Origin of the sequence: Rugosimonospora africana (assembly GCF_016862975.1) — a bacterium.
GTDB lineage: Bacteria > Actinomycetota > Actinomycetes > Mycobacteriales > Micromonosporaceae > Rugosimonospora > Rugosimonospora africana.
This window is the reverse complement of sequence record NZ_BONZ01000006.1, coordinates 229,202-250,968: the sequence shown is the minus strand read 5'-3', so window position 1 is coordinate 250,968 and position 21,767 is coordinate 229,202. Positions and strand designations below refer to the sequence as shown.

Genomic DNA, 21,767 nt, shown 5'->3' with positions numbered 1-21,767 from the left:
GTCGTCTACCGGGCGGTCGTCTACCGGGCGGTCGTCGGCGGGGCGGTCGTCTGCCGGCCGGTCGTCGGCCGGGCGACCCTCGGCCGGGACGTCATCGGATCGCCGTCGCGAGACTCGGCGCGGTAGCCCTCGGGGCGGTGGCCGCTGCTCTCCTGATCGGTGGGTGGCCCGGTGTGGTGGTCGGTGCCGCCGTCTCCGTGGCGGCCGACCGGTACCTGCGGCGCATGGAGCCCGCCTGGCGTCGCGCCGAGCGGCTGCGTGCCGAGGCCGATCTGCCGTTCGCGGCGGACCTGCTCGCCGCCGCGCTGCGCGCGGGCCTGCCTACCGGCCGGGCGGTCGCCGTCGTCGCCGACGCGGTCGACGGTCCGGTCGGGCAGCGGCTGGCGCGGGTCGGCCGGTCGCTCGGGCTCGGCCTGGCCCCCGCCCAGGCGTGGACATCCATGGCCGACCTGCCCGGCGGAGGCCGGATGGCGGCGGCGGCCGTCCGCAGCGCGGACAGCGGCTCGGCGCTGGCCGCGGCGTTCGTCCGGCTCGCCGACGACCAGCGGGCACATCGCGTCACCGACGCGGAGGCAGCGGGTCACCGGGCCGGTGTGCTCGTCGTGCTGCCGCTGGGTCTCTGTTTCCTGCCCGCATTCGTCTTCGCCGGCATCGTGCCGGTGATCGTCGCCGTACTCGGCGGCGTACTTCGGTCCTGAGGAGGTTCCGTGAGGCTGTTGCGAAGACTCGCCCGGCGGTTGCGTGACGACCGGGGAATGAACACGGCGGAATACGCGGTCGGAACCCTGGCCGCCGTCGCGTTCGCCGGGATCCTGCTGAAGGTGCTGACCTCCGGGCAGGTGCAGGCGGCGCTCGCCGCGGTGATTCAGCGGGCCCTCAAATGAGGCTGCCGGCGTGGTGCTCCGCGCGCGACGGCCGTGATCGGGGAAGCGCGACCGCCGAGCTGGCGGTCGCACTCCCCGCCCTGGTGCTGTTGCTGCTGTTCGCGCTGGGTGCGGTGGATGCCGTACTGGCCCGGATGCAGTGTGTCGACGCGGCCCGCGACGCGGCACTGGAGGCGGCACGGGGTGGCGACGGTACGGCGACCGGCCGGGCCAGGGCGCCGCACGGTGCCGTGGTGTCGGTGACGGACGACGGGCAGACGGTACGGGTGCGGATCCGGCTGGACGTCCGGCCGTTGGGCGCGCACCTTCCCGGAGTCACCGTCTCGGCCGACGCGGTGGCCGACGTCGAGCCCGTGGCGGTGCCGTGAACCCACGTCGCGATCGGGGCTCCGCCTCGATCTGGCTGCTCGGTGCCGGGTTCGTCGTGGTCGCGGTGGGGCTGGCCGGCGCGCTGGCCACCGCGGCCGCCACGGCCCGGCACCGGGCGCAGGTGGCTGCCGATCTCGGGGCGCTGGCCGGCGCACGGTACGTGATCGACGGCGCGGCGGTCGCGTGCGCGCGGGCGCAGCCAGTGGTGAACGGCAACGGTGCCCGGATGGCGGACTGCCGGCTCGACGGACTGGACCTGGTCGTGACCGGGGAGGTGGCGGTCATGGACATCGCCCGTGCACGGGCGGTCGCTCGGGCGGGTCCGCTGCGTGCCGCTGCCGCTGCCGCTGGCGGCACTCGGCGGACGGAGGGCGGGCCGGGGCCTCCGCATGCTGTGGGCGCTGCCGGACGCCCGGGCCGGGAGCGCCCGGCGAGCCGCCTGGGCCGGCAGCGCCCGGCGAGCCGGTCAGGACGGCAGCGCCCGGCGAGCGGGTCAGGACGGCAGCGCGGCGAGGACGGCTTCCAGCACCCGTATCGCGCCCTGCTTGGAGAGCGGATCGTTTCCGTTGCCGCACTTGGGCGACTGGACGCACGACGGGCAGCCGGTTTCACAGCCGCAGGCGCTGATCACGTCCCGGGTGGCGGTGAGCCACTGCGCCGCCGCGTGGTAGGCCCGCTCGGCGAAGCCCGCGCCGCCCGGGTGCCCGTCGTAGACGAACACCGTGGGCGCCTCGGTGTCCGGGTGCACGGCTGTGGAGAGGCCGCCGATGTCCCACCGGTCGCAGGTGGCGATCAGCGGCAGCAGGCCGATCGCGGCGTGTTCGGCGGCGTGCAGCGCGCCGGGGACCTGGTACGGCTCGACCCCGTACCGGTCCAGCTCCTCCGGCGAGATGGTCCACCACACGGCCGTCGTGCGCAGCTGCCGTACCGGCAGGTCCAGCGGCCGGCTGTCGATCACCTCACCGGTACCGATGCGCCGGCGCTGGTACCCGACGACCTGCCCGGTCACGTCGACGGTACCGAGGAAGAGCCCGACCGGCCCGGCGTCCACGTAAGACGACACCGACACGATGTCGACGTCGGTCACGTCGCGCGGATGGGTGGTCCAGTCCGGCTCCTCGGCGTGCACCAGCGCCACGGAGTCGTCGAGGTCCAACTCGTCCACGACGTAGGTAGCGCCCCGGTGCAGGTGTACGGCGCCGGTGTGCACCTGCGCGTGGGCCGAGCCGCCGTCGACCGTACCGAGCAGCCGGCCGGTCGCCGACTCGACGATGGAGATCCGGGAGTCCCCCGTACCGCGCAGGTCCACGTCCGGCCGGTCGGAGGCGGTCCAGTACCAGCCCGACGGGCGGCGGCGCAGCGCGCCGGCCTCGACCAGGGCGTCCACCGCCGCCCGGGCGGCCTCGCCGAACAGGGTGAGGTCGGCATCCGTCAGCGGCAGCTCGGCGGCGGCACAGCAGAGGTGGGGAGCGAGGACGTACGGGTTGCCGGGATCGAGCACGGTCGCCTCCACCGGCCGCCCGAACAGCGCCGCCGGATGGTGCACGAGGTAGGTGTCCAGGGGATCGTCCCGTGCCACCAGGACGCACAACGCGTCCCGGCCCGCCCGGCCGGCGCGGCCGGCCTGCTGCCACAGCGAGGCCAGGGTGCCCGGGTACCCCGTGATCACCACGGCGTCCAGCCCCACCAGGTCCACGCCGAGTTCCAGCGCGTTCGTCGAGGCCAGTCCGTACAGCTCACCGGTGCGCAGCGCGGTCTCCAGGGCCCGGCGGTCCTCACGCAGGTACCCGGCCCGGTAGGCGGCGACCCGATCGGCCAGCTCCGGTGCCACCTCGGCCAGCGAGCGGCGGGCCATCGCGGCCACCACCTCGGCACCCCTGCGCGACCGGACGAACGCGAGTGTCCGTACGCCGCCCGCGATCGCGTCGGCGAGCAGGTCGGCCGTCTCGCGCAGCGCGGACCGGCGGATGGGCACCGCGTCACGAGCCTGTGCCCCGGTCGCCTCGCCGGACTGAGCGTCGGTGGCACTGAACGGCAGCAGTGGGGGTTCCCACAGCGCGAACGTGACCCCGCCGCGCGGCGAGGAGTCATCGCTGACCGCGGTGACCGGCAGCCCCGTCAGCCGGGTGGCGGAGGAGGCGGGATCGCCCACGGTCGCGGACGCGAGCACGAACACCGGGGCCGACCCGTACCGGGCGCAGACGCGCCGCAACCGCCGCAGCACCTGCGCCACGTGCGAGCCGAAGACGCCCCGGTACGTGTGGCACTCGTCGACGACCACATAACGCAGCCGGCGCAGGAACGCCGACCAGCCGTCGTGCCGGGGCAGCACGCTGTAGTGCAGCATGTCCGGGTTGGTCAGCACGAACCGCGCGTGCGCGCGCACCCAGTCACGCTCCTCGCGTGGCGTGTCCCCGTCGTACCCGGCCGGCCGGATGCCCGGCGACGCCAGTGCGGAGACCGTACCCAGCTGGTCGGCCGCGAGCGCCTTGGTCGGGGCCAGGTAGAGCGCGGTGGCCCGGGGATCGCTCTCCAGGGTCGCGAGCACCGGCAGGTGGTAGGCGAGCGACTTGCCCGAGCCGGTACCCGTGGACACGATCACGTGCTCGCCGGCGTGGGCGAGGTCGGCGGCTTCGGCCTGGTGCCTCCACGGGGCCGTGATCCCCCGGTCGGCGAGTGCGGCGCGCAGCGCCGGCGTGACCCACCCGGGCCAGGCGGCGGTCACACCGTCCCGGGCCGGTACCCGCTCGACGTGGGTCAGCGACTCCTGCTGGCCGCTCGACAACCGGTCGAGCAACTCGTCGGGGGCGAGCGTCCCGGCGGGCGACAGGGCGGGGCTGGTCACCCAAGCACTCTGACACTGGTGCCCGGGCCACGTCCAACGACGGATCGGGACGGTGAGCCACCCGACGTGGCTCCCTCGTGAGCGCCCGGCGACGCCGGACTCACCACGCGCGACGACGTCGGATCTCCAGGTGTGGTACGCGTGCGCACGAGATCGCCGAACGATGGTTAGATGCCCAGGGAGGTGCGCCCTTCGGCGACGCCACCGAAGGAGGTCCACATGGAGCTGTCGTTGTCGGCCCGCGACGCCGAGGGCTATCTGATACTCGATGTGGCCGGCGAGATCGATGTCTATACCGCACCCCAGCTGCGTGAGCGTCTGATCGCGCTGGTCGAAGGCGGCGCACGGCACGTGATCGTGAACCTCGACCGGGTGGAGTTTCTCGACTCGACGGGGCTCGGCGTCCTGGTCGGCGCGCTCAAGCGGCTGCGCGGCGTCGGAGGTGAGCTGTTCCTCGCCTGTGGCCAAGAGAGGCTGCTCAAGATCTTCCGGATCACCGGATTGGACCGCGTCTTCACCATGTTCCCGTCGGTGGAGGCGGCGACGGCTGGTGGCCAGGGCGGCTCCGGCACGGGGACCCCGGCTCCAGACGCGGACGGTGGCGCCGACCCTGCCGCTTCGGCCGGCTGAGGCGCGGATGCCGACGGTCAGGTTGTCCTTCACGCCCGCGCCGGCTCATGTACGCACCGCACGCCTGGTGGGCGTCGCGGTCGCCCGTCGCGCCGGGGTGGCCTCCGAACTGTTCGACGAGATCCGTTTGGCGATCGGTGAGGCGTGTTCACGTGCCGTCGCCCTGCATCGCGACCACTCGATCGCCGACCTCGTCGAGGTGGCGCTCGGCGACGACGACCGGTTCACGGTACGGGTCATCGACCGTGCACCGATCGACGCCGCGCTCGGTCAGGCGCTCGGTGACCCGGCCGAACTCGCCGACCCCGTCGCGCTCCTCGAGGAGCCCCCGGGACAGGTGGCCAGCCCGGATCCGGCCACCGAGGAGGCGGTCACCGTGGGAATGAGGTTGGCCCTGCTCGCCGGCCTGGTCGAGGACCTGACGGTACGCCCGGCGGATCATGGTCCGGGCACCGAGGTACGGATGTCGTGGCCCATGCCGTCGGGCCGGAACGGGTCGGGCGGGCGGGGCTGAGCCCGTACGGTCGAGCCTTTGCCCGCCTCCGCCACAACCCGGCTCCGGCTGTGCTCGGGTGGGCCCGCCGGAACCCCCGCACCGGCCCCAGCAGGGGACACATGGGTACGGCGGTGTGACCAGGCCCACGGCGGCCGACTAGAGTACCCCGGGTCATCAGCTAATCCTTGTCCCCGCGTTTGCGGGGCAGGGGCGCGGTTACTCCCGCGTAGAGTCTGTCATCGCCACTGACCGGGCGATGACGCACATATCGGTACAGGAGGACATAGATGTCCGAGGGATCCCTCGCTGCCAGCGAGCTGCCCCTTACCGGTAGCAACCTGTCCTACGTCATAGTCGCCGCGGTTATCGCGCTGGTGGCGTTGGGCTTTGCGTTCGCCCTGGTTAGGGCGGTTCTCGCAACCGGTAAGGGTACCCAGAAAATGCAAGAGATCGCCGGGGCTGTGCAGGAGGGCGCGACCGCGTACCTCTTCCGCCAGTTCAAGACCCTCGGCGTGTTCGTGATCATTGCCGTCATTCTGCTGTTCCTGCTCCCGGTCAACGAGGGCGGCCTGTCGGTCAAGATCGGACGGTCTGCCTTCTTCGTGGTGGGCGCACTGTTCAGCGCGTTCATCGGTGGCGCGGGCATGGCCCTGGCCACCAGGGCGAATCTCCGGGTCGCGGCGGCCGCCAACACCGGTCAGGGCAGCCGCGAGCGGGCAATGCAGATCGCGTTCCGCACCGGCGGCGTGGTCGGCTTCCTCACCGTCGGGCTCGGCCTGCTCGGTGCGGCGATCGTCGTGCTCATCTACAAGGGCGACGCGCCAACCGTGCTGGAGGGCTTCGGCTTCGGCGCGGCGTTGCTGGCCATGTTCATGCGGGTCGGCGGCGGCATCTTCACCAAGGCGGCCGACGTCGGCGCCGACCTGGTCGGGAAGGTCGAGCAGGGGATTCCCGAGGACGACCCGCGTAACGCCGCCACCATCGCGGACAACGTGGGCGACAACGTCGGCGACTGCGCCGGCATGGCCGCGGACCTCTTCGAGTCGTACGCGGTGACGCTCGTGGCCGCCCTGATCCTGGGCAAGGCCGCGTTCGGCGAGTACGGACTGGTGTTCCCGCTGATCGTTCCGACGATCGGTGTGCTCACCGCGATCATCGGCGTGTTCATCACCCGGCTGCGTGCGTCCGACCGAAATGGTCTGACCGCGATCAACCGAGCGTTCTTCATCTCCGCCGGCATCTCGGCGGTGTTGAGCGCGGTGGCCGCGTGGCTGTACCTGCCGAAGAACTGGTCGGACCTGCTCGGCGACAGCTGGCGGACCGCCCTGGGCCTGGCCCCCACCGACAACCTGCGGCTCTCCCCGCCGGTGGTCGCGATCATCGCGGTCATCATCGGTATCGTGCTGGCGGCCATCATCCAGGCGCTGACCGGCTACTTCACCGAGGTCGACCGGCGTCCGGTGCAGGACATCGGCAAGAGCTCGCTGACCGGTCCGGCCACCGTGGTCCTGGCCGGTATCTCGATCGGGTACGAGTCGGCCGTGTACTCGGCGCTGGTCATCGGCGCCGGTGTGTACGGCGCGTTCCTGCTCGGCGGCGGCTCGACCGTGCTGTCCCTGTTCGCGATCGCCATGGCCGGCACCGGCCTGCTGACCACGGTCGGCGTGATCGTGGCCATGGACACCTTCGGCCCGATCTCCGACAACGCTCAGGGCATCGCGGAGATGTCCGGTGAGATCGACGAGGATGGCGCCCGGGTGCTCACCGACCTGGACGCGGTGGGCAACACCACGAAGGCGATCACCAAGGGTATCGCGATCGCCACGGCCGTACTCGCGGCCACCGCGCTGTTCGGGTCGTACACGGACACCGTCGGTACGGCGTTGACCAAGGCGAAGGTCACCGAGTCGCTTGACCAGATCCTCAACGTGTCCAACCCGCGCAACCTCGTCGGATTGCTGTTCGGCGCGGCCGTGGTGTTCTTCTTCTCCGGACTGGCCATCAACGCCGTGTCCCGGTCGGCCGGTGCGGTCGTCTTCGAGGTACGGCGGCAGTTCCGGGACTTCCCCGGGATCATGAACGGCACCCAGCGGCCCGAGTACGGCCGGGTGGTCGACATCTGCACCAGGGACGCCCAGCGTGAGCTGATCACGCCTGGCCTCCTCGCGGTGTTGGCGCCGATCGCGGTCGGCTTCGGCCTGGGCATCGGCGCGCTGGCCAGCTACCTGGCCGGGGCGATCGGTGCCGGGACCCTGATGGCCGTGTTCCTGGCCAACTCCGGTGGTGCCTGGGACAACGCCAAGAAGATGATCGAGGACGGCAAGTTCGGCGGCAAGGGCTCGGACGCCCATGCCGCCACGGTCATCGGTGACACCGTCGGTGACCCGTTCAAGGACACCGCCGGCCCGGCGATCAACCCGCTGCTCAAGGTGATGAACCTGGTCTCGCTGCTGATCGCACCGGCCGTGGTCATGTGGAGCGTGGGGAGCGACAAGAACACCCCGCTGCGCATCCTGGTCGCGGTGCTGGCCCTGCTGATCATCGTGGTCGCGGTGACCATCAACAAGCGCAAGCCGATGTCGGTGGCCTCGGAGGAGGACATCGCGGCCGCCACGAACGGCGGCGCGACGCCGGGCGACGGTTCGGCGAACACGAGCGAGGACGCCGAAGCCGCCAAGGTGTAAGAGCCTGCTGGCAGACCGGCGCCGGCTCCGCGGGGTTCCCGCGGGGCCGGCGCCGTCGTTTCGGGCCCGCTGGCGGCCTCCGGCCGGTACGCCACGCGCCCCGCAGCCTCCGCCAGACACCGCCGGCAATCGAACAGTCGTACAGTGACGGGCATGCGTCGCATGCTCGCGTCCCTGGCGGCCTTCGGTGTGGTGGCAACGGTCGCCGCGTGCGGCAGCGATGCCACGCCGGCCAAGACCTGGGCCACCGAGGTGTGCCGGGCACTGTCCCCGTGGCGGGCCAGCATTTCACAGCTCAACAGCCAGGCCGCGGCGCAGATGAAGGACGCGAAGACCCCGGTGCAGACCAGGGACAACATGATCCGGCTGTTCGACGGCGCCCGGGACTCCACGGAAAGCGCGCGGGTGAAGGTCGCCGCCGCCGGGGTGCCCGACGTCGACGGGGGCAAGGTGATCGCCAACCGGTTCGTGTCCGCGCTGGCCCACGTACGCGACGCGTACGACAAGGCGCACCACACGGTCGCGGCACTCCCGACCAGCCAGCCGAAGCCGTTCTACGACGGCGTGGCCGCCGCGGTCGGCACCCTCGACAAGGAGTACTCGCAGGCGGGGCTCAACACCGGCGCGCTCACGTCGACGGAACTGCGTGAGGAGTTCGAAGCAGTACCGGAGTGCGGGTAGCGGGCGGGGATGCGGTGAGGCCGGGATGCAGGTGAAGCAGCTGTCCATATTCGGGGTCGAGGCGGCGCCACCGGCACCGGCCGACCTCGAAGGGCTGCTGGCCGGGCCGGGTCAGGTGGTCCGGATGGGCGGCACCGCCCGGGTCTCCGTCGTGGTCGGTGACCTGTGGCGGGGCCGGGTGCTGCACGCCGAGCTGGCACAACGCGGGGTACCGGCGACCCTGGTGTCCACGGTCGAGCAGCACATCGGCGTCCGGACGGCATACTCCAGCACCCTGGCCCCGCTGGGCGCGGCCTGGCTGCGGGGTGCGGTGAAGCTGCCGCCGCCCGGGTTCGGGCTGGATGGCCGGCGCCTGCGGCTGTGGGTGATCGCTGCCGGGCACGGCGACCAACTCGGCTTCACCCTCCGGCTGGGACCGTCCGACGAGCCGGCCTGGGAGCCGGTCGGCGTGGCGCTCGCGAGTGTCGGATTACCGGCAGTTCTGCTGGGTACCAGGGCCGGCGGACCCGCGTACCGGATCGCCGGCCGGCGCCGGATCGGAAGGCTTGCCGAGCTTGTCGGCGACCGTCCAGCCGAGGTTCCCGCAGAGGCGTGGCCGGCATCTCGGTAGCGGCCGGAATCCGAGGTGCGAATCACGCGTTCGGGGCATGATCGGTGCCGTGACGTGAGTCACCGGCGGAGTTGGGTGTACGGTGACGCCGCCTGGCAGGGCCCGGTACGCCCGGTTCCGGACACCGCTGGGTTACGTTTGAACACCGTGTCCATGAGCAACTGGGAGTGCCGTGCCGCACGACGCTAAGCGCTTGGTCATCGTCGAGTCCCCGGCGAAGGCCAAGACGATCTCGGGTTACCTAGGCCCCGGGTATGTGGTCGAGGCGAGCCTGGGCCATGTCCGGGACCTGCCGCGCAACGCGGCCGACGTGCCAGCGAAGTATAAGTCGCTGCCGTGGGCCCGGCTGGGCGTGGACGTCGACAACGGTTTTGCGCCGCTTTACGTGGTTTCCAGCGACCGGAAGCAGCAGATCACCCGCCTGACCAAGCTGGCCAAAGAGGTGGACGAGGTCTACCTGGCGACAGATGAGGACCGCGAGGGCGAGGCCATCGCCTGGCACCTGCTGGAGACGATCAAGCCCAAGGTCCCGGTCAAGCGGATGGTCTTCCACGAGATCACGAAGCCGGCGATCCAGGCGGCCGTGGCCAGCCCCCGGGAGATCGACCGCGCCCTGGTCAACGCGTACGAGTACCGGCGGATCTTGGACCGCCTGTACGGGTACGAGGTCTCGCCGGTGCTGTGGAAGAAGGTCATGCCACGGCTGTCGGCGGGCCGGGTGCAGTCGGTGGCCACACGGATCGTGGTGGATCGCGAGAAGCAGCGGATGGCGTTCCGCTCGGCGGAGTACTGGGACATCATCGCCGACCTCGCGATGCTCGACGCCCCTGCGGACGGGCCCCGGGGCTTCTCCGCCACGCTGATCTCGCTGGACGGCGACCGGATCGCCACCGGCCGGGACTTCGAGCCGACCACCGGCCGGGCCCGCAGCGACGTGGTGCACCTGGACGAGGCGGCCGCCCGCGGGTTGGCCGGCCGGCTGGAGAACCAGTCGTTCAAGGTCGTCAGGGTCGAGGAGAAGCCGTACCGGCGCCGGCCCTACCCGCCGTTCATCACCTCCACGCTGCAGCAGGAGGCCGCCCGCAAGATGCGGTTCTCCTCCGCGCAGACGATGCGTACGGCACAGCGCCTGTACGAGAACGGCTACATCACCTATATGCGTACCGACTCGGTGAACCTCTCCGAGTCGGCCATCACCGCTGCCCGGGCCCAGGTCCAGGAGCTGTACGGCGACCGGTTCGTGCCGCCGCAGCCGCGCCGGTACACGTCCAAGGTGAAAAACGCTCAGGAGGCGCACGAGGCCATCCGCCCGGCCGGGGACACCTTCCGCACCCCGGGCGAGGTGGCGAACGAGCTGTCCACCGAGGAGTTCAGGCTCTACGAGCTGATCTGGCGGCGGACCATCGCCTCGCAGATGACCGACGCGGTCGGCTCGTCGGTGTCGGTGCGCATCCGGGCCGTTTCCACGAACAACGAGGAGTGCGACTTCGGGGCGACCGGTAAGACGATCACCGACCCCGGCTTCCTGCGCGCCTACGTGGAGTCCAGCGACGACGAGGAGGCCGAGGCGGAGGACGCCGAGCGCCGGCTGCCGACCCTGGTCAAGGATCAGCCGCTGCGCGCCGACAGGCTCAACCCGGTCGGCCACACCACCCAGCCACCGGCCCGCTACACGGAGGCGTCGTTGGTCAAGGCGCTGGAGGAGTTGGGCATCGGCCGGCCGTCGACGTACGCCAACATCATGGCCACCATCCAGGACCGCGGGTACGTGTTCAAACGGGGTCAGGCGCTGATCCCGTCGTTCACCGCGTTCGCGGTGACCAACCTGCTGGAGGGGCACTTCCCCCGGCTGGTGGACTACCAGTTCACCGCCTCGATGGAAAACGAGCTCGACGACATCGCCGACGGCGAGGCATCGGCGCTGGACTTCCTGACCGCGTTCTACTTCGGCGGGGTGGGCGACGAGGGTTCGATCGCCAGGGCGGGTGGCCTGCGGAAGATGGTCACCGAGAACCTCGGCGAGATCGACGCCCGTGGGGTCAACTCCATCCCGCTGTTCCGGGACGACTCCGAGCGGGACGTCGTGGTGCGGGTCGGCCGGTACGGGCCGTACCTGCAGCGTACGGTGCCCGGCCAGGAGCCCGGCGAGGACGATCGGACGTCGTTGCCGGACGGCATCGCCCCGGACGAGCTGAGTCCGGCGAAGGTCGACGAACTGTTCCTGGGCGGCGGCGGCGAGCGGAAGCTGGGCGAGCACCCGGAGACCGGCGAGCTGGTCGTGATCAAGTCGGGTCGGTTCGGCCCGTACGTGTCCAGCGGGGAGCGCAACGCCTCGCTGCTGCGTAATCAGTCGCCGGAGGCGGTGTCGCTGGCCGACGCCCTGCAGCTGCTCTCGCTGCCCCGGCTGCTGGGCAAGGACCCCGGGGGCGCCGAGGTGTTCGCGGGGGCGGGCCGGTATGGGCCGTACGTGAAGCGGGGCGACGACTTCCGGTCGCTGGCCGACGAGTCGCAGCTGTTCACGGTGAGCCTGGACGAGGCCCTGGCACTGCTGGCCGCGCCGAAGACCCGCCAGCGCCGGCCGGCCGCGCCGCCGCTGCGCGAGCTGGGCCCCGACCCGCTGACGGACAAGCCGCTGGTGATCAAGGACGGCCGGTTCGGGCCGTACGTGACCGACGGCGAGACCAACGCCTCGCTGCGGCGGGGTCAGACGCCCGAGACCATGTCCGTGGAGCAGGGCTCGGAGATGCTGGCCGAGAAGCGGGCCAAGGGGCCAGCTCCGGCCCGCAAGAAGGCCACCAAGGCCGCGGCGAAGAAGACCACCGCGAAGAAGCAGACCGCGGCGGAGAAGAAGGCGGTCGCGGGCAAGACCACGACCGCGAAGAAGACCACCACGGCGAAGAAGGCCACTGCGGCCAAGAAGACCGCCGCCAAGAAGGCGGCACCGGCCAAGAAGACCGCCGCGAAGAAGACGACCTAGGGGCGTCCTCGGGGCTCAGTCCCCGAGGACCCTCGACGTGTACCGGTTGGCGAACACGCGGCCCGGGTCGAGCTGGTCGCGTACCGCGAGGAAGTCGTCGAAGCGCGGGTACGCCGGCCTGAGGTCCTCGCGGGTACGCCAGTGCATCTTGCCCCAGTGTGGCCGCCCGCCCAGGCTCTCGGCGACCTCCTCGAAGCCGCGGAAGTACGGCTCGTACGGCATGCCGACGTACTGGTGGACCGCGATGTACGCGTTGTCCCGCCCGTACCCGTGGGACAGCCAGATGTCGTCCGCCGCCGACACCCGCACCTCGACCGGGAAGATCACCTTGAACGGCAGCCGGTCGACGACCTTCCGCAGCCCCTCGAATGCCTCCGGCAGTGCGGCGCGCGGTACCCCGTACTCCATCTCCACGAAGCGCACCCGCCGCGGCGTGCAGAACACCTCGTGCGACGGTCCGGTGTAGATCCTCGCGGTCAGCGCCCGGGCCTCGATCGCGGTGATCCCCGGTATCAGCGCCGGGACCACCCGGCCGACCCGGCAGGCGCCGGCGAACACCGTGTTGGACAGGAACTCGTCGTCGAGCCAGCTCCGGAACCGGGGAAGTGGACGGTCGTGGGCCGGTACCCGGTTGTTCCGCTTGGTCTGCACCCGGTCGGTGTACGGGAACCAGTACATCTCGAAGTGATCATTGCCTTCGATGTGCTCGGTGAGCGCCGCGAGTACGTCGGCCAGCGGTTCCGGGCGCTCCTCGGCGCGCAACGTGAAGGCGTCTACACAACGCAGTGTCACCTCGGTAAGGATTCCGAGGGCACCGATCCCGACCCGGGCCGCGTCGAAGACCTCCCGCCGCTCGGTCGGCGAGCACCGGATCACCGAGCCGTCGGCGGCGACCAGGGTCAGCGCCTCGACGAAGGTCGACAGGCAGCCGAGCCGGCCGCCGGTGCCGTGGGTACCGGTGGAGATCGCCCCGGCGACCGTCTGCACGTCGATGTCGCCCAGGTTCGGCAGTGCCAGCCCGTGTCCGGCGAGCACCTGGTTGAGTACCCGCAGTGGCATGCCGGCCTGGACAGTGATCCGCCGGGTGGCTGGATTGACCGAGACCGTGCCGGCGAGCCGGTCCAGCTCGACCCGGACTCCGTCGGCGACCGCGGCGGACGTGAACGAGTGTCCGGATCCCGCTGCCTTGATCTTCAGTCCTTCATTCGCAACCGTCTTGACCAGGGCAGATACCTCGTCCGTGCTGGCCGGATGTGCCACTCGGGCGGCCTGCGCCCGCTGGTTTCCAGCCCAGTTCTGCCACTGGTTGACGCTCATCGAGGCTCCTCGCTGAAGTGGACTCGCGCGATCTGGGGTGTTTTAAAGCCGAACAGGGCACTTCGAGGCCGCGCCGGCATCGTTGCTCTGAGTAGATTTGACGTCAAGTGGCGGGATCGCCCGTAGCCGCGGAAGGGGTGGCGCGCAGAGTGACGACCGAGGCTTCCAGCCGACCGCTGCGCCGTGTTCCAGTACAGGAGCGCAGCGTCGCGCGAGTCAAGCGAATGCTGGATGCGTGCGCCGAACTGGTAGACGAGATCGGATACGAGTCGTTGACGACCACGTTGCTCGCCGAGCGGGCAGGGGTCGCGATCGGTTCGGTGTACCAGTTCTTCCCCGACAAGCGGGCGATCGTGCAGGCTTTGACCCTGCGCAACCTCGAGGGGTACCTGCAACGAATCAGCTCCCGCTTCGCCGACACCCAGTTCACGCACTGGTGGGACGTAGTCGACGCGGCGATCGACGAGTACATCTCGATGCACCGCGCGGTGCCGGGTTTCCGGACCCTGCACTTCGGCGACGTGGTCGACGTCCACCTCCTCGACGAGGAGCGGGACAACAACACGATCATCGCCGAGCAACTCGCCGGACTGCTGGTGGATCACTTCGGCGCGGCGTCCGGCCCCCGGCTGGACTTCGCGCTCGGGATCGCCGTGGAGGCCGGAGACGCGCTGATCAAGCTGGCCTTCCGCCGGGACCCGGACGGTGATCCGGCGGTCCTGGCCGAGGCGAAGGCGCTGATCCGCGAGTACCTGTACCGACACGTCAACACCATCTCCCGCTGACAGCTCCGTCCCGGTCTCCGCGCGCCAGCGCGGAATGGCCTAGAGGAACGTCCGCGACTCGCCGCGGTACGTCGGTACCGTGTCGACGATCCGATCGCCGGAGACGAGGTGCACGGTGTCCACGTGCTCGCACAGCTCTCCGGCCTTGGCGTGACGGAACCAGACCCGGTCGCCGACCCGCAACGCGTCGGCGGCCGGTCCGGTCACCGGGGTCTGCACCTCACCGGCGCCCTCGGTGCCGATCAGCGACAGCCCTTCCGGCAGCCACGGCACCGGCTGTCGGCTGCGGCTGGTCTCGCCCGAGGCGATCCAGCCTCCACCGAGGACGGTGGCGATGCCGGGTGCGGGACGGCGTACGACCGGCAGCGCGAAGAACGCCGCCGGCCGGGGCCGCCAGGCGCGGTACCCGTCGAAGAGTGCCGGCCCGTACAGACCCGACCCGGCGGTGACCTCGGTGACCGCCGGGTCCGCGGAGGTCGCGGCCACGCTGCCGGTACCGCCGCCGTTGACGAACTCAAGTTCGGCGTGCTCCCGTACGGCGGCCACCGCGGCGCCCCGGCGCGCTACCAGCTCGGGCATCGAACGGCGCTGGATGAACCGGATCGCGGCACCCCGTGCCCGCTGGCCGGCCGGAGCGTCGCCGAGGCCGGCGATCTGCGCCTCGTAGGACATCAGCCCGACGAGCCGGTACCCGGGCCGGCCGGCCACCGCGGCGGCCAGCGCACCGGCCTGCTCGGCGCTGTGTACCGGTGAGCGGCGCACCCCGACGTGCAGCCGCTGGCCGACCGGCCGCCACGAGGCGTCCAGTTCCAGGCACACTCGGATGGTCTCCCGCGCGGCGCTCCCGCCCGCGGCCGCGTCGATGAAGTCGAGCTGCTCCGGGCTGTCGACCATGAGCGTGACCGAGGCGGCCAGCTTCGGATCGGTACCCAGGGTGCGCAGTGTGAGCCGGTCGGCGGTCGGGTACCCGACCAGCACGTCCTCGCTGACTCCGGACTCGACCAGCCAGACGGCCTCGGCCAGGGTGTACGCCATCACGCCGCGCCAGCCGGGCCCGTCCAGTGCGCGGCCGATCAGGTGCCGGCAGCGCACCGACTTGCTGGCCACGCGCAGCGGCTTGCCCGCCGATCGCTTCACAAGTTCGGTGGCGTTGGCGTCGAAGGCGTCGAGGTCGACGACCGCGAACGGCGGATCGAGCGCGACAGTGGCGCGGTTGTAGCGGGTAAGCAGGGCAACCCGCTCGGACGTTGCGTTGGACACAAAAGCACGCTAGCTGGTCCGCGATTAACACGAAACAGTCTCGCGTAATTCGGAGGGACGGGTTTGTGTCGCATAGCGGTCTGTCGATAGGCGGGGCCGTTTCGCGGCGTGGATCCGCCGGCTGCCGAACCGATTCGGGGTGCGTACCGTCTGACCTGCGTGAGAGTTTCGCGCCGGGGATAATTTGTCGACCCCACAAAGCAAGGGCGACACGCAGTGCCGATCCGCTGGCGATCGGTAGCCCGGCTACAGTTAACGCCATGGGGAGCTGCTCGACAGCTGGCAGGTGCGGAGGTTAGGGCCATCGGTACGACGTCCGAGCCGCGGAAACGGCGCACGGAATCGCCGGATCCGCCAGCACAATCACCCGTCGATTTGTCGGGGGGCGCCGCGTTAAAGGCGATCCTCCAGATCCGGCCCTTCCGCCGGCTATGGCTGGTACTCGGGTTCTCCTCGCTCGGTGACTGGCTGGGCCTGCTCGGCTCGGCGCTGTTCGCCAGCCAGCAGGTGACCGGCTCCGCGGCCCAGGGCGCCGCGTTCGGTTCGGTGGTCGCGGTACGCATGCTGCCCGCGCTGGTCATGGGCCCGCTGGCCGGAGTCGTCGCGGACCGGTGGGACCGCCGGTACACGATGGTGGTCTGTGACCTCGGCCGGTTCGTGCTGTTCGCCTCGATCCCCGGGATCACCCTGGTCACCGGCGACTCCAGGCTGATCGTGCTCTGGGCCGCGATCGCGACGTTCATGATCGAGACGCTGCAGATGGGCTGGGGCCCGGCCAAGGACGCCTCGGTACCCAACCTGCTGCCCAAGGGCCGGCTGGAGTCGGCCAACCAGCTGACGCTGGCCACCACGTACGGCATCACCCCGGTGCTGGCCGGCCTCGTGCTCGCCGCCCTCAACACCGTCCTCGGGTCGCTGCACCGGGCCACCGGGCACGGCGCCATCAACGCGACGCATGTGGCGCTGTACTTCGACGCGCTGACGTTCCTGGCGACCGCGCTGACCGTGTTCTTCGGGATCAAGGAGATCAGCGGCCGGTCCGCCGAGCGCCGGGCCAAGCAGTCGAGCCTCTGGCGTGAGTTCATCGCCGGCTGGGCCTACGTGGGCAAGACGCCGATGGTGCGCGGGCTGGTGCAGGGCATCCTGTGCGCGTTCGCGGTCGCTGGCGTGGTCGTTGGTACCGCGCAGTTCTACGCCCGGTCGCTGGGCGGTGGCGAGTCCAGCTTCTCCCTGCTGTTCGCGTTCCTGTTCATCGGCCTCGCGCTGGGCATCGTCGGCGGTCCCCGGCTGGTCGGCGCGTTGTCCCGGCGTCGCTGGTTCGGGCTGTCCATCGTGCTCGCCGCGCTGTCGGTGGCCGTCCTCGCGTTCGCCTGGCACCTGGTCATCGCGGTGGTCGCCGCGGTGGGCGTGGGCATCGGCGCGGGCATGGCGCTGCTGGCCGGTACCACGCTGATGGGGCGTGAGGTCAACGACGACATCCGTGGCCGGGTGTTCTCCTTCATCCAGGTCGGTGCCCAGCTGACCCTGCTGTTCAGCGTGTCGGTGTCCGCCCTGATCACCGGCGTCGGCGGCTCCCGCAGGCTGCTCGGTGTCCCGATCTCGACCACCCGTCTGCTGCTGTTCGCGGCCGGCCTGATCGGCGTGCTCGCCGGCATCGCCGCGCTGCGCCAGATGGACGACAAGAAGGGCGTACCGCTCTTCCGGGACCTGATCGGGTCGGTGCGGGGCCGCCCGCTGTCGCTGAACGAGCAGTCGGTACGGGTCGGCCGGTTCATCGTGTTCGAGGGTGGCGAGGGCGCCGGCAAGTCCACGCAGGTACAGCGGTTGGTCAACCGGTTGCGGGCGGAGGGTCACGACGTCGTGGTGACCCGGGAACCGGGCGCGACCGACGTCGGTGCGCGCATCCGCGGCCTGCTGCTCGATCCCGGACCGGTCGACGGTGGCGCGATCGCGCCGCGGGCCGAGGCGCTGCTGTACGCCGCCGATCGGGCGCACCACGTCACCAGCGTGGTACGCCCGGCGCTGGCCAGGGGCGCGATCGTGATCAGCGACCGGTACGTCGACTCGTCGCTGGCCTACCAGGGGGCCGGCCGTACCCTGCCGGTCGACGACGTGCGGTGGCTGTCGGCGTGGGCGACCGGCGGCCTCAAGCCGGATCTGGTCGTGCTGCTGGACATCGATCCGTCCATCGGGCTGACCCGGGTCGGCAACCGTGCCGGGGACGCGGACCGCCTGGAGGCCGAGGAGTTGCCGTTCCACGAGCGGGTCCGGTACGCCTTCCTCGACCTGGCCTCGGCGGACCCGAACCGGTACCTGGTGCTGGACGCGAGCCGGCCGCCGGAGGTGGTGGCCGGGCTGGTGGCCGATCGGGTGGTCGGCATGGTCGGGCCGGCCGCGCCGAGCCCAGCGCAGCCGCCGGCCGCGCCGGAGCCGTCGGCCGAGCCATCGGCTGGGCAGGAGCCGTCGGCCGGGCCGGAGTCCGAGCCCGGGCAGCGGCCCGAGGCCGGGGAGGGCCCGCAGGCGCCGGACGGCGGCCTGGCCAGCGACGTCGCGCCCGACGGTCCCGATCAGCCCACCAAGGTGCTTGAAGGGCCGCTGTCCACGCTGGAGAGCCGGTCGCCGTCGTGACCGGGGTCTTCGACTCGCTCGTCGGCCAGCACGACGCTATCGACACGCTGCGTCGCGCGGCGGCAGCGGCCGCTGCCGTGGTGCGCGGCGAACCGGCGCAGGGCATGACCCACGCGTGGATCTTCACCGGGCCGCCGGGGTCGGGCCGGTCGGTGGCCGCCCGCGCGTTCGCCGCCGCTCTGCAGTGCGCCGATCAGGGCTGCGGTACCTGCGCGGCGTGCCACACCACGCTCGCCGGTACGCATGCCGACGTCCGGTTCGTGGTCCCCGAGGGGCTGACCATCGGGGTCGGCGAGATGCGTGCCCTGGTACTGCGGGCGGCCAGCGCACCGAGCCAGGGCCGCTGGCAGGTACTGCTGATCGAGGATGCCGACCGGCTCACCGAGGCGGCCGGCAACGCGCTGCTCAAGGCGATCGAGGAACCGCCGCCGCGTACGGTCTTCCTGCTCTGTACGCCGTCCACCCACCCGGATGACATCTCGGTGACCGTCCGCTCCCGGTGCCGGGTGGTGACTCTGCGCCAGCCGCCCGCGGAGGCAGTCGCCTCGGTACTCGTCAACCGGGACGGCATCGACCCGGCCGAGGCGGCCTGGGCCGCCGCCGCGGCGCAGGGGCACGTCGGCCGCGCCCGCCGGCTGGCGCGCGACCCGCAGGCCCGAGCGAGCCGGGACAAGGTGCTCGGGGTACCGCGCCGGCTCACCGGAATCGGCGCGGCCTTCGACGCCGCGTCGTCACTGATCGAGGCGGCGGAGAGCGAGGCGGCCGCCGCGGTGGTCGAGGTCGACGCCAGGGAACGCGCCGATCTGCAGACCGCGTTGGGGGCCGGCGGTACCGGCAAGGGCGCGGCGTCCGCCGCGCGCGGCATGACGGGCGCCATCAGGGAACTGGAGCGGCGGCAGAAGTCGCGGGCCACCCGGGCTCAACGGGACGCCCTGGATCGGGCCCTGGTCGACCTGGCCGGGTTCTACCGGGACGTGCTCGTGGACAAGCTGGCCGCACCGGTGGCACCGGTGCACGCCGACAGCGTCGAAGTCGCGGCGCAGGCGGCCGCGCGCTGGACTCCCGAGAGCACCCTGCGCCGGCTGGAGGCGGTACTCGCCTGCCGGGCCGAGATCGAGCTGAACGTCAAGCCGCGCATCGCGGTCGAGGCCATGATGCTCGCCCTCTGGCGCGGCTGACCCCGGCTGCCGCGGAGTTATCCACAGGCCCGGATCGCGGGGTTTCCCACTACCCTGAGGTGCCGTACGGTGACCCTCATGGGGCGCGAGATCGACGAGCACTTCATCGAGGAGGCCATCGAGCGCTACCAGCGCCTCGACGCCCGGCTCGCCGAGTTCGAGAAGGCGGTGCGCACCGCCGAGGTAACGGTCAGCTCCCCCGACGGCCTCGTGGAGGTCGTGGTGACCGCCGACGGAGCCATCCGCGACGTGACCGTCACCGGTGACCTCACCGGCCGCACCAACGCCGAGCTGTCCCGTTCGATCCGGCAGGCCGTGTCGGCCGCCGCCGACGCCGCCGCCTGGGCCCGCACCACGCTGCACGCCGAGACGTTCAGCGAATACCGGCCGCTGAGGAGGGCCGATGGAGATCGATGAGCTGGCCGGCCGGATCGGAGCGCTCGGCGACGAGGTGTCCGGCGCCGCGGACCGGCTCGGCCGGACCGACCCGGGTCCGGAGGCGTTCGCGGGCGACGCTTCCGGCCGCCTGGGCGAGCTTGGCCGGGCTCTGCACGCCCAGTGGAGGGCCGCGCTGGCTGCCCGGGAGCGGGAGGCGGCGGCGGCCGGTGCCCGGCTCACCGACCTGGCCGGCGCGCTGCGCACCGCGGCCGATGGCTACCGCGACGCCGAGGACGCGGCGCACCGCCGGCACCGACGGGCGGGAGCGCCGTGATGGACCTCCTCGACCGCATCCACCCCGCTGCCGGCGCCCTGCTCGACCGGATCGACGCCACGCTGATCGCCGCCGGTGCACCGGCCGACCATCCGGTGTTGCCGCTGCTGCGCCGGGTCGGCGCGCTGCCGGGCGACGTTGTCACGCAACTCGCCGCGGTGACCGCCGATCCGCTCGTCGTGGCCGGTGATGCTCTGCGCCGCCAGTCCGAGGGCTACGAGACCGGGCAGGCGTCGGCACCGATGCCGGCGGCCTGGCGCGGCCCGGCCGCGGAGAGCTTCGCCGCCCGGTGGTCGACACTCTCTGGATACCTGGCCGGCGACTCGGCCAGCATGGCCGGCCGGTTGGACGCGACCGCTTCATACCTCGACGAGGTCGGCGCCTGGCTGGCCCGGGGGCGCCGAGCGCTGGCCGGCACGCTGGCCGAGTGCCTGGGCTCGGCCGAGGCGGCGACCCTGCGGGCCTCCCTGGCCCCGGGCACCGGCCATACCGGCACGGGCAGCGACATCGCGGGCATTGCCGGCGCGGTCAGCAACCTCGCGGGCATCGGCATCGGGGGTGGCGTCACCGCCGGAGCGGCCGGCGGACCGGCCGGCGCCCTTGACGGACCGACCGCCACGTCCCGCGACGCCGCCCGGGCGGCGGCCGACCTCGGCGCGCACATCCTCGGTGGCGCGGCCGAGATCCTGGACGATGGCCGGCGCGTCCTCGACGCGTGGGCCGGCCGGCTCGACGACCTGCCCTTTCCGGCCCAGGCCCCGATGGCGACCAGCGTTCACGGGCGGTTGGAAATCGGCTGACTGCCCGTTGCCTGTGCGTGCCGGCCGCATCACGCCTGGTCTCCGGCGCACCAAACCGGGATAAGGTGGCTTGATGGGAATGCTGTGTGCGGTCAGCTTCAATCGGTACGGCCGGCTGTATTACCTCAACCCCGGCGACCTGTCGATCAGCGTCGGTGACAAGGTGCTGGTCCCCACGGACGACGGCGCCGAGGTCGCCGAGTGCGTATGGGCGCCGCAGTGGGTCTCCGAGGAAACCGACGGCTTCCCTCAGCTGCTCGGCGTGGCCGGCGACGACGACCTGCGCCGCGACGAGCTGATGCGCAAACGGAAGGCGGAGGCCAAGACCGCCGCCAAGCGGCTGATCCGCGAGCACGAACTCCCGATGAAGGTGGTCGCGGTCGACCACGTGCTGGAAAGCGCCGGGGGCTCGGGCGGCCGGACCACCATCTACTTCACCGCGCCGCATCGGGTCGACTTCCGGTCGCTGGTCCGCGACCTGGGCGCCACCCTGCACTGCCGGGTCGAGCTGCGCCAGCTCTCCGCCCGGGACTCGGCGCGGGTCCAGGGCGGGATCGGCTCGTGCGGACGCGACCTGTGCTGCGCCACGTTCCTGACCGACTTCGAGCCGGTCACCATCCGGATGGCGAAGGACCAGGACCTCCCGCTCAATCCGCTGCGCATTTCGGGCGCGTGTGGCCGCCTGATGTGCTGCCTGAAGTACGAGCACCCGCTGTACCAGCAGTTCCAGGCCGCCGCCCCGGCGGTGGGCACCCGAGTGTCCACTCCGGACGGTGACGGCCGGGTGGTCGGGCACAGCGTGCCGCGCGACTCGGTCGTCGTCCGCATGGACGCCGACGGTTCGCGCTGTTCGTGCAGCCGGGCCTCGGTGTGCGGCCCCCGCCAGGCGTACGAGAGCCGCTGAACCGGCC

The 21,767-nt window shown here is 71.7% G+C and carries 18 protein-coding genes and 2 pseudogenes; 17 read left to right on the top strand and 3 right to left on the bottom strand.

What is annotated here, in order from left to right; all coding sequences use genetic code 11:
• Nucleotides 1–50 precede the first annotated feature (50 nt).
• The 4 genes and pseudogenes from Raf01_RS02970 to Raf01_RS50485 form a co-directional block, all read left to right on the top strand.
• Nucleotides 51–698, top strand: a complete 648-nt coding sequence (locus Raf01_RS02970; protein WP_373319449.1) for a type II secretion system F family protein — start codon at nucleotides 51–53, stop codon at nucleotides 696–698.
• Between the two features lie 18 nt (nucleotides 699–716).
• Nucleotides 717–884: a DUF4244 domain-containing protein gene (locus tag Raf01_RS02965; RefSeq protein WP_203916163.1), complete on the top strand. Its 168-nt coding sequence runs from the start codon at nucleotides 717–719 to the stop codon at nucleotides 882–884.
• Complete coding sequence (locus Raf01_RS02960; protein ID WP_203916103.1) at nucleotides 881–1,252, top strand: TadE family type IV pilus minor pilin; 372 nt, start codon at nucleotides 881–883, stop codon at nucleotides 1,250–1,252. The genes Raf01_RS02965 and Raf01_RS02960 overlap by 4 nt, the downstream gene beginning before the upstream one ends.
• A pseudogene (locus Raf01_RS50485) lies at nucleotides 1,249–1,566 on the top strand (Rv3654c family TadE-like protein); the annotation flags it as partial. The gene Raf01_RS02960 and the pseudogene Raf01_RS50485, both read left to right, overlap by 4 nt.
• Nucleotides 1,567–1,746: 180 nt before the next feature.
• On the opposite strand, the pseudogene sftH reads toward Raf01_RS50485, so the two are convergent.
• Nucleotides 1,747–4,114, bottom strand: a pseudogene (gene sftH / locus Raf01_RS02950) (DNA 3'-5' helicase SftH).
• A gap of 203 nt (nucleotides 4,115–4,317) precedes the next feature.
• Between sftH and Raf01_RS02945 the strand changes: the two are divergent.
• From Raf01_RS02945 to topA, 6 genes are all read left to right on the top strand, one after another.
• Nucleotides 4,318–4,728, top strand: a complete 411-nt coding sequence (locus Raf01_RS02945; protein WP_203916102.1) for an STAS domain-containing protein — start codon at nucleotides 4,318–4,320, stop codon at nucleotides 4,726–4,728.
• A gap of 7 nt (nucleotides 4,729–4,735) precedes the next feature.
• Nucleotides 4,736–5,242: an ATP-binding protein gene (locus tag Raf01_RS02940; RefSeq protein ID WP_203916101.1), complete on the top strand. Its 507-nt coding sequence runs from the start codon at nucleotides 4,736–4,738 to the stop codon at nucleotides 5,240–5,242.
• 269 nt (nucleotides 5,243–5,511) lie between these two features.
• Nucleotides 5,512–7,908: a sodium-translocating pyrophosphatase gene (locus tag Raf01_RS02935; RefSeq protein ID WP_203916100.1), complete on the top strand. Its 2,397-nt coding sequence runs from the start codon at nucleotides 5,512–5,514 to the stop codon at nucleotides 7,906–7,908.
• 153 nt (nucleotides 7,909–8,061) lie between these two features.
• Nucleotides 8,062–8,589: a hypothetical protein gene (locus Raf01_RS02930; RefSeq protein WP_203916099.1), complete on the top strand. Its 528-nt coding sequence runs from the start codon at nucleotides 8,062–8,064 to the stop codon at nucleotides 8,587–8,589.
• 25 nt (nucleotides 8,590–8,614) lie between these two features.
• The gene (locus Raf01_RS02925) at nucleotides 8,615–9,199 is read left to right on the top strand and encodes a hypothetical protein (protein WP_203916098.1); all 585 of its coding nucleotides are present in this window, start codon (nucleotides 8,615–8,617) and stop codon (nucleotides 9,197–9,199) included.
• A gap of 193 nt (nucleotides 9,200–9,392) precedes the next feature.
• Nucleotides 9,393–12,176 carry a type I DNA topoisomerase gene (gene topA / locus Raf01_RS02920; RefSeq protein ID WP_373319440.1) on the top strand — a complete coding sequence of 928 codons (2,784 nt, stop codon included), beginning with the start codon at nucleotides 9,393–9,395 and terminating at the stop codon, nucleotides 12,174–12,176.
• A 15-nt stretch (nucleotides 12,177–12,191) separates the two neighbouring features.
• Here topA and Raf01_RS02915 read toward each other — a convergent pair whose 3' ends face one another.
• A complete protein-coding gene (locus tag Raf01_RS02915) occupies nucleotides 12,192–13,493 on the bottom strand; it encodes a D-arabinono-1,4-lactone oxidase (protein WP_203916096.1) in 1,302 nt (433 codons plus the stop codon).
• Between the two features lie 224 nt (nucleotides 13,494–13,717).
• Between Raf01_RS02915 and Raf01_RS02910 the strand changes: the two genes are divergently transcribed.
• Entirely contained in the window at nucleotides 13,718–14,278 is a 561-nt protein-coding gene (locus Raf01_RS02910) for a TetR/AcrR family transcriptional regulator (RefSeq protein WP_203916095.1), read from the top strand.
• A 39-nt stretch (nucleotides 14,279–14,317) separates the two neighbouring features.
• On the opposite strand, the gene Raf01_RS02905 is transcribed toward Raf01_RS02910, so the two are convergent.
• Nucleotides 14,318–15,538, bottom strand: coding sequence for an amino acid deaminase/aldolase (locus Raf01_RS02905; protein WP_203916094.1), 1,221 nt, complete (start codon nucleotides 15,536–15,538; stop codon nucleotides 14,318–14,320).
• A gap of 375 nt (nucleotides 15,539–15,913) precedes the next feature.
• Between Raf01_RS02905 and tmk the strand changes: the two genes are divergently transcribed.
• The 6 genes from tmk (at nucleotide 15,914) to Raf01_RS02875 (ending at nucleotide 21,760) form a co-directional block, all read left to right on the top strand.
• Nucleotides 15,914–18,166: a dTMP kinase gene (tmk, locus tag Raf01_RS02900; RefSeq protein ID WP_239133312.1), complete on the top strand. Its 2,253-nt coding sequence runs from the start codon at nucleotides 15,914–15,916 to the stop codon at nucleotides 18,164–18,166.
• The gene (locus tag Raf01_RS02895) at nucleotides 18,163–19,344 is read left to right on the top strand and encodes a DNA polymerase III subunit delta' (protein WP_203916093.1); all 1,182 of its coding nucleotides are present in this window, start codon (nucleotides 18,163–18,165) and stop codon (nucleotides 19,342–19,344) included. Before tmk ends, Raf01_RS02895 begins: the two co-directional genes overlap by 4 nt.
• A gap of 78 nt (nucleotides 19,345–19,422) precedes the next feature.
• Entirely contained in the window at nucleotides 19,423–19,761 is a 339-nt protein-coding gene (locus Raf01_RS02890) for a YbaB/EbfC family nucleoid-associated protein (protein ID WP_203916092.1), read from the top strand.
• Complete coding sequence (locus tag Raf01_RS02885) at nucleotides 19,748–20,056, top strand: type VII secretion target (RefSeq protein WP_203916091.1); 309 nt, start codon at nucleotides 19,748–19,750, stop codon at nucleotides 20,054–20,056. The genes Raf01_RS02890 and Raf01_RS02885 overlap by 14 nt, the downstream gene beginning before the upstream one ends.
• Complete coding sequence (locus Raf01_RS02880; protein WP_203916090.1) at nucleotides 20,056–20,856, top strand: hypothetical protein; 801 nt, start codon at nucleotides 20,056–20,058, stop codon at nucleotides 20,854–20,856. The genes Raf01_RS02885 and Raf01_RS02880 overlap by 1 nt, the downstream gene beginning before the upstream one ends.
• A 73-nt stretch (nucleotides 20,857–20,929) precedes the next feature.
• On the top strand, nucleotides 20,930–21,760 hold the full coding sequence (locus Raf01_RS02875; RefSeq protein ID WP_203916089.1) for a PSP1 domain-containing protein: 831 nt from the start codon (nucleotides 20,930–20,932) through the stop codon (nucleotides 21,758–21,760).
• Nucleotides 21,761–21,767: the final 7 nt, after the last annotated feature.

What these genes read in the sequence shown, in the direction of transcription:
- Raf01_RS02960 (WP_203916103.1), top strand. Translation starts at nt 881, where the DNA reads ATGAGGCTGCCGGCGTGGTGCTCCGCGCGCGACGGCCGTGATCGGGGA.
- Raf01_RS02945 (WP_203916102.1), top strand. Translation starts at nt 4,318, where the DNA reads ATGGAGCTGTCGTTGTCGGCCCGCGACGCCGAGGGCTATCTGATACTC.
- Raf01_RS02940 (WP_203916101.1), top strand. Translation starts at nt 4,736, where the DNA reads ATGCCGACGGTCAGGTTGTCCTTCACGCCCGCGCCGGCTCATGTACGC.
- Raf01_RS02935 (WP_203916100.1), top strand. Translation starts at nt 5,512, where the DNA reads ATGTCCGAGGGATCCCTCGCTGCCAGCGAGCTGCCCCTTACCGGTAGC.
- Raf01_RS02930 (WP_203916099.1), top strand. Translation starts at nt 8,062, where the DNA reads ATGCGTCGCATGCTCGCGTCCCTGGCGGCCTTCGGTGTGGTGGCAACG.
- Raf01_RS02925 (WP_203916098.1), top strand. Translation starts at nt 8,615, where the DNA reads ATGCAGGTGAAGCAGCTGTCCATATTCGGGGTCGAGGCGGCGCCACCG.
- Raf01_RS02915 (WP_203916096.1), bottom strand. Translation starts at nt 13,493, where the DNA reads ATGAGCGTCAACCAGTGGCAGAACTGGGCTGGAAACCAGCGGGCGCAG.
- Raf01_RS02910 (WP_203916095.1), top strand. Translation starts at nt 13,718, where the DNA reads ATGCTGGATGCGTGCGCCGAACTGGTAGACGAGATCGGATACGAGTCG.
- Raf01_RS02890 (WP_203916092.1), top strand. Translation starts at nt 19,423, where the DNA reads ATGGGGCGCGAGATCGACGAGCACTTCATCGAGGAGGCCATCGAGCGC.
- Raf01_RS02885 (WP_203916091.1), top strand. Translation starts at nt 19,748, where the DNA reads ATGGAGATCGATGAGCTGGCCGGCCGGATCGGAGCGCTCGGCGACGAG.
- Raf01_RS02880 (WP_203916090.1), top strand. Translation starts at nt 20,056, where the DNA reads ATGGACCTCCTCGACCGCATCCACCCCGCTGCCGGCGCCCTGCTCGAC.
- Raf01_RS02875 (WP_203916089.1), top strand. Translation starts at nt 20,930, where the DNA reads ATGGGAATGCTGTGTGCGGTCAGCTTCAATCGGTACGGCCGGCTGTAT.